Source organism: Corynebacterium suranareeae (assembly GCF_002355155.1).
Lineage (GTDB): Bacteria > Actinomycetota > Actinomycetes > Mycobacteriales > Mycobacteriaceae > Corynebacterium > Corynebacterium suranareeae.
Map to the genome: position 1 here is coordinate 318,846 of NZ_AP017369.1, position 16,911 is coordinate 335,756.

A 16,911-nucleotide genomic window follows, 5' to 3' on the forward strand; every position below is an offset into this window, starting at 1 on the left:
TGTGTAACACAGGAGCGTTATCTGACCTCCCGTTTTCCTATTGGTTGATCGAAAATAACTCTTTTGTCACTTGCGCTGCAGGTAGTATGCCTGATTTTCTTATTATCGAACGATTGATAGAAACAGGATTTAAGTGAGGTATCCCGCATGAAACCACAAGGACTCTACAACCCTGCGCATGAACATGACGCCTGCGGTGTGGCGTTTATTGCGGATATCCACGGTCGCCCGAGTCGCAGCATTGTTGATCGCGCACTAGAGGCGCTTCGCAATATTGATCACCGAGGTGCGGCCGGTGCAGAGAAGAACACTGGCGATGGTGCGGGTATCCTCATGCAGATTCCGGACAGCTTCTACCGTGAAGTATCTGGCATTGAGCTACCTGAGGCAGGGAAGTATGCCACGGGTATTGCTTTCCTTCCTCGTGGTCGCATGGCTATGTTGGATGCTCAAAAAGAGATTGAACGCATCGCAAAGCAAGAAGGTGCGGATGTTCTTGGTTGGCGCATGGTTCCGTTTGATTCTCGCGATTTGGGGTCCATGGCTGAAGAAGCCATGCCTAGTTTCGCGCAGATTTTCCTTACTGTGCCTGGAAAATCTGGTGAAGATCTAGACCGTGTGATGTTTTTTATCCGCAAGCGTTGCGAACGTGAACTGGGTACCACCAATGGTCGAGATACGGTGTACTTTCCATCGCTGTCGTCACGCACAATCATTTACAAAGGCATGCTGACAACTTTGCAGCTTGAAGGCTTTTTTGAAGATTTGGGTGATGCGCGTCTGGAATCAGCGATCGCGATCGTGCACTCACGTTTCTCCACTAACACCTTCCCGAGCTGGCCGTTGGCACACCCATATCGCTTTGTCGCTCACAACGGTGAGATCAATACTGTGCGCGGTAATGAAAACTGGATGCGCGCCCGCGAGGCGCTTATTAAAAGCAACAAACTGGGTAGCTTGAGCAGCGTGCTGCCTATCTGCACCCCGGAGGGCTCGGACACTGCGCGTTTCGACGAGGCCTTGGAGCTTTTGCACCTGGGCGGATACTCACTTCCGCACGCTGTTGCGATGATGATCCCGCAAGCTTGGGAACACAACAAGACGCTCAGCCCAAAGCTGCGTGATTTCTACGAATACCACTCCTGCTTGATGGAGCCATGGGATGGTCCAGCTGCGTTGGCGTTTACTGATGGTCGTTTCGTGGGTGCCGTGTTGGACCGTAATGGCCTGCGACCTGGTCGAATCACCATAGCTGATTCGGGTTTGGTTGTGATGGCTTCTGAATCGGGTGTGTTGGACTTGAAGGAGGAGAGCGTCGTAAAGCGTACTCGCGTACAGCCTGGACGCATGTTCCTTGTTGATACGGCCGAGGGCCGGATCGTGGAAGACGAAGAAATCAAGCAGAAATTAAGCGAAGCGCAGCCATATGGCGAATGGATTCGTGATAATTTTGTGCACCTGGATCGTCTGCCTCAGACACGCTACAGCTACATGCCTCACTCGCGTGCTGTGTTGCGCCAGCGAGTTTTCGGAATCACCGAAGAAGATGTGGATTTGTTGCTGCTGCCGATGGCTCGTCAGGGCACAGAAGCAATTGGTTCCATGGGGTCAGATACTCCCATTGCGGCACTGTCTCAGCGTCCGCGCATGCTTTATGATTTCTTCGCGCAGCGCTTTGCCCAAGTGACTAACCCACCTTTGGACTCCATTCGTGAAAAGCCAGTGACCAGCATGTATACGCTGTTGGGCGCGCAGTCTGATGTGTTGAATCCTGGTCCTGATGCTGCGCGACGCATCCGTTTGGAATCACCGATCATTGATAACCATGAGTTGGCCACGTTAATTAATGCCAATGCGCATGGTGAATGGGAATCCTTCGGTGCTGCTGTGATTTCTGGCCTGTACCCAGTAGCCCATCACGGCGCTGGCATGAAAGCTGCGATTGCACGTGTACGCCGTGAGGTTTCTGAAGCAATCCGCAATGGCAAGACGTTGATTGTGCTGTCGGATCGTGAATCCGATGAGCGCATGGCACCTATCCCTGCGCTGCTGCTGACTTCCGCTGTGCATCAGTACTTGGTGCAGCAACGAACCCGCACCCAGTGCTCCCTGGTGGTGGAATCTGGCGATGCCCGCGAGGTTCATCACCTGGCGATGCTCATTGGTTTTGGTGCAGATGCGATCAACCCGTACATGGCGTTTGAAACCATCGATGAGCTGCGCATGAAGGGTCAGTTGGATGATCTTTCTCTGGATGAGGCATCCCGCAACTACATCAAGGCAGCCACCACTGGTGTGCTGAAGGTGATGTCCAAGATGGGTATCGCGACGGTGTCTTCGTACCGTGGCGCGCAGCTTGCCGATGTCACTGGTCTGCATCAAGATCTCCTGGACAACTATTTCGGAGGCATTGCTTCACCAATTTCCGGCATCGGACTGGATGAGGTTGCAGCTGATGTGGAAGCTCGTCACCGCAGCGCCTTTTTGCCACGACCTGAAGAGCACGCTCACCGCGAATTGGATTTGGGTGGTGAATACAAGTGGCGTCGTGAAGGTGAATACCACCTGTTCAACCCAGAAACCATCTTCAAGCTACAGCACGCTACTCGTTCTGGCAGCTATGAGATTTTCAAGGATTACACTCGCAAGGTTGATGATCAATCCACTCGCCTGGGTACCATTCGTGGTCTGTTTGAATTCAGCACGGATCGCAAGCCAATTCCAGTGTCTGAAGTGGAGCCGGTCAGTGAGATCGTGAAGCGTTTCTCTACTGGCGCGATGTCTTATGGCTCGATTTCCGCTGAAGCCCATGAGGTGTTGGCCATTGCCATGAACCGCCTGGGTGGCATGTCCAACTCTGGTGAAGGTGGCGAGGACGCCCGCCGTTTTGATGTGGAACCCAACGGTGATTGGAAGCGTTCTGCCATTAAGCAGGTAGCCTCGGGTCGTTTCGGTGTGACCAGCCATTACCTAAACAACTGCACCGATATCCAGATCAAAATGGCGCAGGGTGCAAAGCCTGGTGAAGGTGGCCAGTTGCCACCAAACAAGGTTTACCCATGGGTTGCTGAAGTTCGTATCACCACCCCAGGTGTTGGTTTGATTTCGCCTCCCCCACACCACGATATTTACTCCATTGAGGATCTAGCGCAGCTAATCCACGATCTGAAAAATGCCAACCCTCGCGCACGAATCCACGTGAAGCTGGTGGCAGAACAAGGTGTGGGCACCGTTGCTGCAGGTGTGTCCAAAGCACACGCTGATGTGGTGTTAATTTCCGGCCACGATGGCGGAACGGGTGCATCGCCTTTGACGTCTCTGAAGCATGCTGGTGGTCCATGGGAGTTGGGCTTGGCTGAAACCCAGCAAACGTTGCTGCTCAACGGCCTGCGCGATCGTATTCGAGTGCAATGCGATGGTCAGCTAAAAACTGGTCGAGATGTGGTTATCGCAGCTCTGCTCGGTGCAGAAGAGTTCGGTTTTGCCACCGCACCGTTGGTGGTGGAAGGCTGCATCATGATGCGCGTGTGCCACCTGGATACCTGCCCGGTGGGTATCGCTACCCAAAACCCAGATCTGCGTTCCAAGTTCACCGGCAAGGCTGAACACGTGGTTAACTTCTTTACCTTCATTGCTCAAGAAGTCCGCGAGTACTTGGCACAGCTTGGTTTCCGGTCTATCGATGAGGCCGTGGGACAAGCCCAGGTACTGCGTAAGCGTTCCGGAATTCCAGCTGATTCCCGTGCAGCACATCTAGATCTGAGCCCAATTTTCCACCGACCAGTTACTCCACACTTCCCAAGTCAGGATGTGCGGTGCACCAAAACCCAGGAACATAGCCTGGAAAAAGCCCTGGATAATGCGTTTATTGATAAGGCCTCAGACACGATCACGAAGGCCGCAGCAGGTGTGGAAACCAGCATTGTCATTGATAGCCCCATCAGCAACGTCAACCGTTCAGTTGGCACCATGCTGGGTTCCGCAGTCAGCCGAGTAGCTGGTGCTCAAGGTTTGCCAGATGGCACCATCACCTTGAACCTGGAAGGTTGCGCCGGTAACTCCTTCGGTGCGTTCATCCCACGAGGTATTTCCATCAACCTCACCGGCGATGCCAATGACTTTGTGGGCAAGGGACTATCTGGTGGAAAGATTGTGATCAAGCCTTCCGCTCAGGCACCAAAACAGCTGAAGAACAATCCAAATATCATTGCCGGAAACGTGCTTGGCTACGGCGCAACCAGTGGTGAACTGTTCATTCGAGGCCAGGTCGGCGAACGTTTCTGCGTCCGAAACTCTGGTGCCACCGCAGTTGTCGAAGGTATCGGAAATCACGGATGTGAATACATGACCGGTGGCCGCGTCCTGGTGTTGGGCCCGGTCGGTGAAAACTTCGGTGCTGGTATGTCTGGTGGCATTGCGTACCTGGCTAATTCCCCGGATCTAAACCAGAAGATCAACGGCGAATTGGTTGATGTTCTTCCACTGAGTGCTGACGATCTGACCTGGGCTGATGAGCTCATTGCTCGTCACCGCGAACTCACCGGATCCGACACCAAACTGCGCGCACAAGATTTGGTGAAAATCATGCCGCGCGATTTCCAAAAAGTACTCAACATCATTGAAACCGCCCACGCTGAGGGCCACGACCCAGCAATCAAGATCATGGAGGCAGTGAGCTAATGGCCGACCCACAAGGATTCATCAAATACTCCCGACGCGAGCCTGCACACCGCCCGGTTCCGCTGCGCCTCATGGACTATTCCGAGGTCTACGAAAAGGCACCGGCAGGTCAGATCGAGGAACAAGCCGCCCGCTGCATGGATTGCGGTGTGCCGTTCTGCCACGAAGGCTGCCCACTTGGAAACATCATCCCCGAGTGGAATGATTTGGTGCGCCAAGGTCGGTGGAAGGAAGCCTACGATCGCCTGCACGCGACCAACAACTTCCCCGAGTTCACCGGCCGTTTGTGCCCCGCACCCTGCGAAGGTGCCTGCGTGCTCGGCATCAACGATGACGCTGTCACCATCAAAAACGTCGAGCTGGAAATCGTCGAAAAGGCATTCCGCGAAGGCTGGGTGCAACCAGTCATCCCATCCATGTCCACCGGCCTGTCCGTCGCCGTCGTCGGTTCCGGCCCCGCCGGGCTTGCCGCCGCGCAGCAGCTCACCCGCGCAGGCCACAGCGTCACCGTCTTCGAGCGCGACGACCGCCTCGGCGGCCTCATGCGCTACGGCGTGCCGGAATACAAAATGGAAAACCGCTGGATCGACCGCCGCATCGAACAAATGAAGGCAGAGGGCACAACTTTCCAGGTAGGCACCTCGCCGCGTGCAGCTGAACTAGCGCTTTTCGACGCCATCCTCCTCGCCACCGGCACCCCCGTTGCCCGCGAACTCACGGTTCCAGGCAGCGACCTCAAGGGCATCCATGCGGCAATGGATTACCTCACCGCCCAAAACCGCATCAACGAAGGTGACGGTGACGTTTCTCCCATCAACGCCAAAGGCAAGAAAGTTGTCATCATCGGCGGCGGCGACACCGGCACCGACTGCTTCGGCACCGCACTGCGCCAAGGAGCAGAATCAGTCACCCAATTTGATATCCGCCCCCGCGCACCTTTCCAACGTGCCGATTCCACCCCATGGCCGATGTACCCCAACCTCTTCCGCACCGCAACGGCCCACGAAGAAGGTGAATACATCATCACCGGTGATGAATCAGCCGATGAAATCGCAGCACTAGGCCTTGCAGAACGTGCCGCAGGCTCCACTCTTGGTGAACGTAAATTTGCCGTCAACACCGTGGAATTCCACGGCACCAACGGCCACGTCACTGGACTTACCGGCAACCAAATCCGCGTTGTCAACGGCAAACGTGAACCAATCGAAGGCACCGAATTCCCCTTCGAAGCAGACCTCGTTCTCATCGCACTTGGTTTCACTGGTGCAGAACAAGGCGGATTGGCACACGAACTCGGTGTAGGTTTCGACGACCGCGGCCGCATCCTCCGCGACTCCGAATACCGCAGCCCCACCAACTCCCGCGTTTACATCGCAGGTGACAACGGACGTGGACAGTCCCTGATCGTGTGGGCAATCGCCGAAGGTCGCGCATGTGCCGCAGCTATCGACGCCGACCTCATGGGCGAAACCGCACTTCCAGTAGCTGTTTCACCACAGGATGTTCCGCTGGCTGTTTAAGCAGATGTGCTCTTAAAAAACCACTCGAGACTGCGGTTTCGAGTGGTTTTTTACATTCAGAATTTAAAGAAATACTTCAAAACTATCTATATTTGTTATTTTTGAAGCGTACTAATGCCGAGTTTCAATTAGCCGCCGACCAAACTTAGGCCAATCTCACTAGAAGATCATTTTGATTCTCTGACCAGTGCAGATTTTTGGCATAGGGGACAATTTCGGCACTAATGTGGCCCAACTCGGCAAACCCGATAACTGATGAAATGAAAATACGCGTGAGCGTTTATCGCCTTGTTTAAAGCCTCGGGTTTTTCTGGGTGAGCTTTGGTATGCGCTCGACCTCGAAAACCTCTTAAACGGGCTTCTGGGGAGGTATGACTTTTCAAGGTAACGGCTTGAATTTGAGAGCGACCAAACCAGGAGACCCAGAATCTTCAAAAACTTAAATGTTGGGTCTCTGTGTTTGGTATTGAGAGCGATACACCAAACCAGGAGACCCACAAACGTCGAAAAAGTGATTTCTGGGTCTCCTGGTTTGGTCTTATGCCGTCGAGTGCACGAACACCTAAATCCACACGGGTCAAACAGTTATTTCGGCACTAATTTTACCCAAGTCGGGTTTCACCACAGGATGTGCCGCTGGCTGTCTAGGAGGAGTGGTTTTGTGCATTCAAAATCAATAGGACATGCTTCAAAACTATCTATATTTGTTATTTTTGAAGCGTACTAATGCTGAATTTTAATTAACCGCCGATGCTCCATGTGTGGACAGGTTCGCCGGTTTCTTGGTTTCGCAAATACTCTTGCAACATTGCTGCAAGACCGGCTTTTCGGGCATCGGAACCTGGCATGCTTCCGTGTGCTTCCAACTTGTTGAGAGTTCGCAGTTGCCACGTCGCACCGTTTTGCCGGGACTTTGCGCGTTCGGTGATGATACCCAGGTATTGGTCGATGAGGTCGTTATTTACATCGAGGCGTTCAAGGCCAATGCGGGCCTGTGGAATGAGATGTTCTTGGACTAAATCTGCGACGTTTACTTGACCAAGTGTCGGCCAGGTCATGCGGGCAAAAAGTCCTGAACGAGCACCGGATTGGAAGTTCTTTTCCGCATCGTTGAACTGGAGACGTGACCACACAGGCCGGTTTTCCTCTGCCAAGTATTTGACCAAACCGTAGTAGAAAGCGGCATCAGCCGTGATGTCGATGGGGGTTGGACCTGCAGGTAGAAGGCGGTTTTCCAAACGGAGGTGGGAGCGTTCTTCACCGGGAGCGTAGATGGGTCGATTCCAGCGCCACACCGTTCCGTTGTGCAGGTTGAGGTAGTGAAGGGCTGGGGATTTCCCCTTCATCATTGGTGTGCCGGAGAGTGCTCGCGATTCAGCGATGAGAGGGGAGAAGTAGCGGACGTTTTCTTCGAAAAGGTCGAAAACGCTGGTGATCCACCGTTCACCGAACCATACCCTGGGGCGGACACCTTGATTGACAAGTTCAGGGGTGCGGGTATCGATAGCTTGTTGGAAGACCGGAATGCGGCTTTCATGCCATACTCGACGGCCTAAAAACAGCGGGGAGTTGGCGGAAAGAGCTGCTTGAACACCAGCTATTGCTTGGGACGCGTTCCAGGCCGCCGCAAATTTATTGGGCGCTAATTGCAGGTGAAGCTGAATGGATGTGCAGGTTGATTCGGGGGCGATATCGGTGAAATCGTGGATGATTTGTTCACGGTCGGCAATGTTGATGTGCACTAATTCGCCGCGCGATTCCATCACCGCATTGCTCAGCGCACGGTAGCGGTTTTCCTGGGTCATCCAGGTAGAATTTTCGAGAAATTCCGGGGTGATGGTGGGCAGCGTTCCGATCATCGCCACATTCACGTTCTCCGATGTGGCCGCAGCACGCACGCGCCCTAGGCGCGATGTGATGCCCTGCTCCAGGCGTCGTAAAGCATCGCCTTTAACAGAGAGCGGCGGGTGGTTGAGCTCCACATTAAAGTTGCCGATCTCGGACTGGTACTCATCGTCCAAATGGGAAAGCACAGTGTGTCCTGCCAAAGCAGGCTGCATATGCTTATCGACGAGGTTGAGCTCCAACTCCAGCCCAATAGAACCTTGATCTTCAAAATCGGAATGCTGCAAATGCCGATCAAAAATCTCAAGGTCTTCCGTGAGCAACTGGCGATAACGCGTGCGTTGCTGCGGAGTGTATCTGTCAGTGCTTACTGATTCGCCCATAACTAGAGCAAACCATAAAAGATGGTGCTGGGTGTGGTTACTAGTCAGGAAATCGCAAAGCGATAAACCTGGGCTTCTAATTGAGTACGTGACCTGACTTTAGAAATATCCAGCTGGGACGGGGTTTTTATAATTCGACAAGAGCAGTACGCAGAGAGCTTAATACCTGCCCCAGCAGACTGCCTTAAACCACAAAAATGCGGCCACCCCTTAAAAGGGAGTAGCCGCATTCTTTCAAACTAAGATTTCTAAACCAAGAAAATCTCTTAGTCGTCTACCTTCATATGCCCTGGATTCCACAGTCCGGAACGTTGGATGGTTTCAAGGTTGATGTCAGCAACCTTAGGTGCATCGCCGTTGGAGTTGGTGCGCAGGGAGTAGCGTTCGATGGAACCCCAGTCGCGGCCCCAGTCGTTGCGGAGGTAGGAGGGGATTTCGTAGGCGTTGTTTACTGCTTCGGCAGTGCCCATGGATCCGCCGCCTGCCCAGTCTTGGAATGGGGAGAGGGTGGATTTTCCGCCGTGGTCTGGGGAGATTCGGTATTCAGGAATCTCGGTGACTCCGGCGTAGTGGTCGAAGGTGCGTTGGCATGGGAATTGCAGGCCAACTGCCCAGTCGAGGAGACCTGGGGCTTCGGATCCGATGACGTTGTTGAGCGAATCGAGGTTAGGTACTCGTGGTGGGGTGATGGCTACCCATTGGTCTTCGTCGAGGTTGACATCGGATGCGACGATGCGCACGGTGTTTGCTTCCTCTGGAAGTTGGTCGAGTGGGTAGCGGAGGTTACGCCAGGAAGGCTCGGGGCCGATGTCGTACATCATGGCTTCGCCGAGTTCTTCAACTGTGCCATCTTCGTTGAGGTGGCCGTATTCGAGCATGACGGATTGTCCGGATTGGTGGACGCCGTTGATGTCGTAGTGTTCGATGCGGCCAGCTGCCGATACCACGATGATGGGTGCCTCTTCGGTGGCTTCTGGGATTTCGTACCAGTCGGTGGTCAGGTGTGCTGGGTTTTGTGTGCCAGCTGACCAGGAACCTACGACTGGGACTTGGGTGTAGTCCAGGTTGAATGGCAGTCGGGCATTGGAGCCGTTGATGCCTTCGGAGCCTCGGACACCGCCGGTGTTACCGGTGGATTGTCCAGAAGATTCATCAGATCCGCCGGTTTCGGTGGAATCATCAGTGTTGGCGATTGCACCGACTTGAGAGAGGTTTGCTTGGTCCTGGCTGATGGAAGATGGGATTCCGGAGGCACTGAATCCGCGGATTTCATCGGATTCGAGCGATTCGCCCAGGCTGGAGTTGACTGGGGTGAGGAAGGAATCGTTGGAGTTAGTTTCCAACATCGCATCGGAGGCAAGACCGCAGGTTTCGCCCTTGAGTGCGCGGAGGTTGCCTAGCCCTACTGAGTAGGAAGGGTATTGATCAACAAACGCTTTGCCCATTGACGCGCAGGTGATGAAGACAACCAGGGCGGATACCACAGCGATGGGGGAGGCTTGGAGGCCTTTGAACTTGGAGGCGCGTTCACGCTTTGCAGCATCTTCGGCAGCAAGTTCACCCATGGAGTGGTGTGTTTCTGCTTGTGCGGTTTTTACGTCGCGGACAAACGATTGGATTACGCCGATGACCAGCACAATCACAGAGATCACCAGCACCACGGTGGATGCTTCAATGCCCTTGAGCTGGATGGTTTTATCCCACCATGGCACGGCGTAACTGGAGGTGTACCAGAATCCGTTAACGCCAGCGAGTGCCAGCGCTAGCAGGAAGAGGAATGCGCCGATAGAGAAGGTGCGCATGCGTGGTGATTTCACCGCAACGTATGACAGCCCAACAGCGGCCAGACCAGCAAGGGCGCCGGCAAGACCTGCGTAAACACCGAAGTGGTGGGTCCACTTGGTTGGGGTGAACATCATGAAGAAGATCGTGCCAAAAATAACCAGCATCAAACGCAGGGACGGTCCCTTGGCAGCGCCTGGGATGCGGCCGTAGCGCAGGATCGCGGTGACCACAATAGCCAGGCAGGCACCGAGGATCAGCACCGCAAAGCGGCGGGTAAAGGAACCATCAACAGTTTGCTCCATGACAGTTTGGTAGCGCACATACTCGTGGTACCAGGTCAGCGCTGGGCCCTTCGCGGAGCGCACGCTGATGGATTCCAGGACGGTTGATAGAGTCTGATCGCCAAAAACAGCGATGAGAATTGCGGTTCCGGCCGCCAGGAATGGTGACAGCATGGCTAGCGTTGCGCCAAAGATTTTGCTTGTCGACGCCCCCCTCGGCGCTCCCACTAGCGGCAAGCGCCTATAAAGAATGCGAATCAACGACGACAAACTGACTAGCAGTGCTGCAACTGCCATCAAGCCAGTTGGGCCCGATGCTAGTGAAATAGTCGCGATGATGACACCAACAGCAGCTGGCAACAACCTTGAGGTTGCAATCGCACGCTCGAAAGAAACCCATGCTAGAAGTGCACCCATGGCGATGATCGGTTCAGGTCGGGTGCCGTTGTTGTACGGCAACCAGAATGCCAGGAACACCATTGCTGCAGACCAGTGCGCAACGCGGCGTCCATCAACCAGTGGACCAAACCGTGGCATGACTTCGCGGGTGATCACAAACCACATGATCAAGCCGGCCAGCAGTGCAGGGAGTCGAAGCCAAATTGATGATGTAGAAACGTAGGCCATCAGACCTAGCAAGTCATAATAAGGAGCACCGAAAGGTGATTCAGGGACACCAAACCAGCGGTAGTAGTTGGCCATATAGTCCGCATTGTGGGAGACCCTAGCCATGTTCATGATGAAGCCATCATCAGAAGTATTGGCGCCAATGAAGTGCCAGAACACCAAAATGGCTACAACGACACCATCAAGTGGTTTGAACTTGTACCAGTTGGCAGGCAAGAAGCGGTGGGTTTTCCTGCCATCCAAAATATCCATGCGGTGCAGTGCCCACAGGGAGACCACCAAAGACGCCAGGCCGATGAACATGGCGGCGTACTTGATAAAGCTTGGCGAGGACGTGAATCGGGAGTTGATTTCAATATCAACCCCAAGGCCCGCTGACTCCAGGGCGGAAGCGGTGGAGGGGTCGTCGATAAGCTCGCTGTAAACGCCGGTGACCTGGGGCCGCTCGTCGCCTTCGGTCTCACCGGCAAATGAGGTGCCGGAGATTTCCGCGGTGGTGGTTTCCTCGGTGGAGGAAATCTCTAGGATGGCATCGCTTGGTAGGCGATCCACCTCAGTTGGTGAAAGATCTAAGAGCACCTCACCGCGAACAATCACATCAAGATTGCCGTCGATGGTGCGCACAAATAAACCACGGTTGGTGGCATCCGTGCTGTCGAGCGGCAGCGTGCCCATCACCAACGTCTGATTGTCATTGAGGCTATCCAACGCAGACACAGGGATGGAAGCATCCATCGACTGAGGTGCGTAAGAAATCAGTGGAGCATTAACACTGGACAGCTCACCATTCTGTGGCCATGACAGCGAAGACTGCACTTGGTTGACTGGTAAAAATGGCAGCAAAACAAACATCAAAAGGCCTAGCAGACCTGATGAAATAGCCAGTTTCTTTAACCAGCCCGGGGCAACCTGCGGGGGTTGGGCCCCTGAACCTTTTAGTTTTTTCGACTCAACTACATCTGACACGTTGATCGAGTCTACGTGATGGCCCTGTTTAGCACCGAGTTGGCGCTGCGGGTTATGGCTGTTTGGTGAGGAATTACTCATTGTGCGTCACCACCACGAAAGGTCCCACTTGCTTGGCCTCCCACGCTTGATCAAAGGAAGATGGGTTGAAGAACACGCCACGGAAACGCACATTCGGGTTGTTGGGATAAAGATCCTCAGCGATGTCATACTTCCAACCCGCATCAGGATCATCCACAGAACCGCGGAAAATAAAGACCTCAGGAGGTGTCCACGGTGATTCATTTAACGCATCGTTGAAGCTTTGTGGATCAGCCAACTCATCCCAGCTACTTACCGCAAGCTCCTCGATGAACGCATTACGATTACCAAACTCACCAAGCGGGTTAGCGTAGTGAGACGTAAAAGCCTGGAATCCGCGATAAGGGTAAAAACTCAAGAAATCCAGCTCATCTGTGAGCACGACAGTTTCTGAAGGTTCAAAACCCTGATCAAGCAAATGAGTATTGATCTCGTTGTAATAACGTGCAGATCCTGCCGGATAAAGATCAGCCCGCTCGCCATAACCATCAGTATCGGTGTACGCCAAATCGATCGGATGAGCATTCTTCTGTGGCAGATCCTGCGCGTAGTGCAAACCACCAAGCAGCATGGCAATAACAATGATGGTGGTGAGGTTTGCTGCAGTGCGTTCCTTAATCTGGGTGGGATAGAGCTGATAGACACTAACTAGGCGATAATCAGCAATTCCCAGCACACCTGCAGTAGCGAAAATAAGCACCAACACCGTATCCAAACGGAATCCCAGCAACGTGTTGCCAATCAACGTCACCGCCATGGACATTCCCATCCAGGCATAAAACACCGCGAGACCTACCCACAGCGCACGCACATCACTGTCATGGAAACGAACCACCAAATAGGCCAGGCCAAACAGGCACAACAGACCCAACACACTAGGTGCTAAAAACGGCACTGGGAATTGGGTGCCTTCTAGGGGAAGATAATGCGTTGCCGAATCACCTGAACGCTCCGCACCATTTAACGACGCCAAAAGAAACGGACCCCACGACACCAGCGCAATCAAGATGGAACCCACACCCAGCACGGCAAGCCACAGCACAGGTTTAATCGAGCGCTTTAATACCGCAGCAGTTAACAAACACACCGCAACCGCAGATAGCGCGATAGCTCCGGTGAACAAAGTATAAAAAGTAGCCGAAACACCCAGGTAAATAATGCCTCCGGCAAGCGCGAACTTATCACCCGTGGCAATCCGTGAAGCAAGCACCAACATGGCAGGAATACCCATGGCAACGATTGCTGCATACGGTTCCTCGGCATTCATGGCCAAAATAACTGAGGTAGTTACCAGTGCAATCCCTGTTGCAACTGGCAGTGAACCAATGATGCGTTGCCATACCGGAACCAACACCGATGCAGCCACCGCCATAGAAATAATCGCCCATGGTTGGAAAGCTTCCCAACCGGGAATCCCCAACATGTTGGCAAGACGCCCACCAAGCCAAAACCAGCCTGCTGGATAGTAGGTGGGCATATCGATGTAGTTCATGTCCGACAAGCTGACTTCATCGGCCATTCGGGTGAGGAACTGTGTCCTAAAGCCCTGGTCAACGCTGATGCCATCAAGATACAACCGAGTTGCTGACAACGGTATCGCCAGCACCGCAACCACAAGTGCAGCAGGGCTTAAATAAGACACCAAGTATGTCAGTACCGTGCGCCACTTCGGCCGTGGTTTCACGTTTTCTAACTGCCACCGTGGATTATTTTGATGCTCGTCACGTACCCACAGCCACGTTAATCCACCAGTAACCACCAGCACCGCAGCAATCGTGGCAGACGACAGCGCCCTTGTGACATTGGATGGTCCAAACGCTGGCAGATTTGTTTGCTTCAACGCCAGCCACAACACCAAAGCAAACGCGAAGGCGAGGACAGCAGCTGCCACAATCGCACCAAGGGTAGCTGTTTTGCTTAAGCGGTCAGGCCGATACACTTCGCCTTCAGGTGTACGAGAAGGCCCATAAGGATTCAAATCCTGATGAGCCACAACGTCACCTTCATGTTCAGAGGTGTTAATCATGATAAAAGTCTTTCATACTCAACCGATATTCCTGAGTTGGAGGAGCAAAATAATACGTTGGTGGTGTTCAACCGCATTAAGGCGCGGCATACGCAAAACCCGCCATCCAGCATGTGTGAAGGACGGCGGGTAAAAAAGTTTTACCGCAAAATTTTTAAAACGGCAGTTTGCGGAAGATTGCGCGCGGAATGAATTGGAACGCAAAAGATACGTATTGGAACAGTGGGTGGACAAAGATGATGTCCTTTTTGTTCACCACTGCATCATAAACAGCATCGGATACGTCTTCGCGGTTGACAGTCAGTGGGGCTTCGCCACCGTCTGCGGACATCTTGGTGCGCACCTGACCTGGACGAACAACCAACACGTTGGCGCCGGATCCACGTAGGGCTTCACCAAGTTGGGTGTAGAAACCATCGAAACCAGCCTTCGCGGAGCCGTAGACAAAGTTGGAACGGCGAACTCGTTGACCTGCAACAGAAGACAAAGCAACGATGGTGCCGTGGCCTTGGGCTTCAAATTTCTGGCCGAGCAACACACCAACGGAGACACCAGCGGTGTAGTTCACGGTGGTTGCTTCTACTGCAAGTGCCTGGTCGCGCCACTGTGCTTCATTGTCACCGAGGATGCCAAACGCCACGATTGCTACGTCGACGTCGCCTTGTTCAAAAGCTGCATCGATTGCTGCGGGGTGCGATTCGGTGTCTAGTGCATCGAAGTCAATAACGGTAACGGATGCGGCACCGGCTGCTTCGATTTCTTTGACTGCGGCATCAACACGAGGGGAATCTTTACGCGCTGCCAATGTCACATGGGATGGACCCTGCTTGAGGAAGCGAGAGACAATGGAAATGCCAATTTCTGATGTGCCACCGAGGAGGAGAATGTTTTGGGCCTTGCCCACTGCATTAAGCATTTTTATTAAAGCCCTTTCTTAGGAAAGCTCGAGTCGGCGGGACATGTCAGAGGCAAAGACACCGGTTGGGTCGATCTCGTGTCGGGTCTTCAACCAACCTTCCATACCTGGGTACATGGTGTGGAAGTTTTCTGCAGAAGTGCGAGATTCCTTAGCCAGGTAGAGGCGTCCACCGAATTCCATGACACGCTTGTCCAGATCATCTAGGAAAGCTCCTAGACCTGGGCGGATGGGGAAGTCCACGCAGACGTTCCAACCAGGCATTGGATAAGAAAGTGGTGCACGGTTGCCTGGACCAAACAGCTTGAACACGTTCAACGCAGAGTAGTGGCCGGACTTTTGCATATCGCGGATGATCTCTTTGAAGGGCTCAACGGCATCCATTGGAACCACAAATTGGTACTGCAAGAAACCTTTAGATCCATAGCCACGGTTCCACTCACCAATGAGGTCGAGTGGTTGGTAGAACTGGGTGAGGTTTTTCACCTTGTTTTTCGCTGGTGCTCCCATGGCGTAGTAGGCTTCGCCGATTGCCATGAGGGAGAGCTTGTTCATGGTCCAGGATGGGAAGATATCTGGAACCTTCATCAGCTGTGGAGCATTGAACTTCAGTGGATCTTTAGCCAGTTTTGGTGCGAGTTCTTCAAGCTGAGCAAGGGTGGCTAGGGAACCACGGGAAATGGTGGAGCGACCAAGTTTTGGTTCGGAGCTGATCACGTCGAACCATGCTGATGAATAGGTGTAGTTGTGCTCAGATCCATCGGAGTGGAACGCAACTGTTTCATCGAGGTTGTTGGTGCGGTCAGTGTCTGAAATGAAGTAAGCGGTCTCAGTTTTGGTCATGCGGATGCGTGCGCGCACGATGATGCCGGTAAGCCCCATGCCACCAACGGTTGCCCAGAACAGGTCTCCCTGTGGATCTTCTGCGGTGCCTTCGGGTTCAAGGTGGAGGATGCGGCCGTCGGCGACGAGCAGCTCCATGGAGACAACGTGATCGCCGAAGGAACCAGCAGAGTGGTGGTTCTTGCCGTGGATATCAGGGCCAATGGCACCGCCGATGGTGACTTGGCGAGTACCAGGAAGGACAGGAACCCACAGGCCATAAGGCAACGCGGCCTTCATCAGCTGATCTAGGGTGACGCCACCGTCAACATCAACAATCGCGGAATCCGGATCAATGGAGTGGATTTTGTTCAGTGGCTGCATGTCAATGACAAGGCCACCGGCGTTTTGGGCTGGATCACCGTAGGAGCGTCCCATGCCACGGGCAATAACGCCACGCTTGAGGTAGTCCGGCTTGGAGTCGTTTTGCTCAGCGACCTGGCGGACAGCATCCACAATGATGTCTAGATCTGGGGTGGAAAGTACCTCAGCAGTGGTAGGAGCGGTGCGGCCCCAACCGTTCAGTTTCTTAGCTTCTAGGGGAAGGGCTCCGTGGGCACCGGCCGAAGCGCCGGAGCTGGACGTGCCGTGAGAACTGTTCATCGCTTTTAAAGGTTACCCCGCAAAGTTTTCAGGTGTTGTAGACAAGCGTGAAATCGTTCAATCTCACATTAAATACCTAAAGATCCATGAGCTCACGGATTTCGGCTGGAATTTCTTCCTGGGAAGTGATGGTGGGGCCGTCGTATTCGCGGAGGAGGCGGTACACCTCGGATCGTGAGGTGCTGTCAAGCAGTGGAAGTTCCTGGGCGAAGAGGCGGGTCATCAAATCATTAAGCGGCAGGTTGGTGCGTTCTGCTGCGATGTGGACCTCTGGCTGCTTTGCCTTTTTGAATTTCTCAAACATGCCCACCACTTT

The 16,911-nt window shown here is 53.6% G+C and carries 8 protein-coding genes; 2 read left to right on the top strand and 6 right to left on the bottom strand.

Annotated elements, in window-relative coordinates; all coding sequences use genetic code 11:
- The first annotated feature begins 147 nt into the window (after positions 1–147).
- Positions 148–4,680 (top strand): glutamate synthase large subunit, encoded by a 4,533-nt coding sequence (gltB, locus tag N24_RS01555; RefSeq protein ID WP_096453722.1) that lies wholly within the window; start codon positions 148–150, stop codon positions 4,678–4,680.
- The gene (locus tag N24_RS01560) at positions 4,680–6,200 is read left to right on the top strand and encodes a glutamate synthase subunit beta (protein WP_096453724.1); all 1,521 of its coding nucleotides are present in this window, start codon (positions 4,680–4,682) and stop codon (positions 6,198–6,200) included. The genes gltB and N24_RS01560 overlap by 1 nt, the downstream gene beginning before the upstream one ends.
- Positions 6,201–6,940: 740 nt before the next feature.
- Here N24_RS01560 and N24_RS01565 read toward each other — a convergent pair.
- The 6 genes from N24_RS01565 to N24_RS01590 all read right to left on the bottom strand — a co-directional run bounded on the left by N24_RS01565 (position 6,941) and on the right by N24_RS01590 (position 16,899).
- Positions 6,941–8,428, bottom strand: a complete 1,488-nt coding sequence (locus N24_RS01565) for a glutamate-cysteine ligase family protein (RefSeq protein WP_157736384.1) — start codon at positions 8,426–8,428, stop codon at positions 6,941–6,943.
- A 266-nt stretch (positions 8,429–8,694) separates the two neighbouring features.
- Complete coding sequence (locus N24_RS01570; RefSeq protein ID WP_096453726.1) at positions 8,695–12,168, bottom strand: arabinosyltransferase domain-containing protein; 3,474 nt, start codon at positions 12,166–12,168, stop codon at positions 8,695–8,697.
- Positions 12,161–14,194 carry a galactan 5-O-arabinofuranosyltransferase gene (locus N24_RS01575; protein WP_096453728.1) on the bottom strand — a complete coding sequence of 678 codons (2,034 nt, stop codon included), beginning with the start codon at positions 14,192–14,194 and terminating at the stop codon, positions 12,161–12,163. Before N24_RS01575 ends, N24_RS01570 begins: the two co-directional genes overlap by 8 nt.
- Positions 14,195–14,348: 154 nt before the next feature.
- Positions 14,349–15,110 carry a decaprenylphospho-beta-D-erythro-pentofuranosid-2-ulose 2-reductase gene (locus tag N24_RS01580; protein WP_096453730.1) on the bottom strand — a complete coding sequence of 254 codons (762 nt, stop codon included), beginning with the start codon at positions 15,108–15,110 and terminating at the stop codon, positions 14,349–14,351.
- Positions 15,111–15,128: 18 nt separating this feature from the next.
- A complete protein-coding gene (locus tag N24_RS01585) occupies positions 15,129–16,595 on the bottom strand; it encodes an FAD-binding oxidoreductase (protein WP_096453732.1) in 1,467 nt (488 codons plus the stop codon).
- A 76-nt stretch (positions 16,596–16,671) separates the two neighbouring features.
- A complete protein-coding gene (locus tag N24_RS01590; RefSeq protein WP_096453734.1) occupies positions 16,672–16,899 on the bottom strand; it encodes a hypothetical protein in 228 nt (75 codons plus the stop codon).
- Positions 16,900–16,911: the final 12 nt, after the last annotated feature.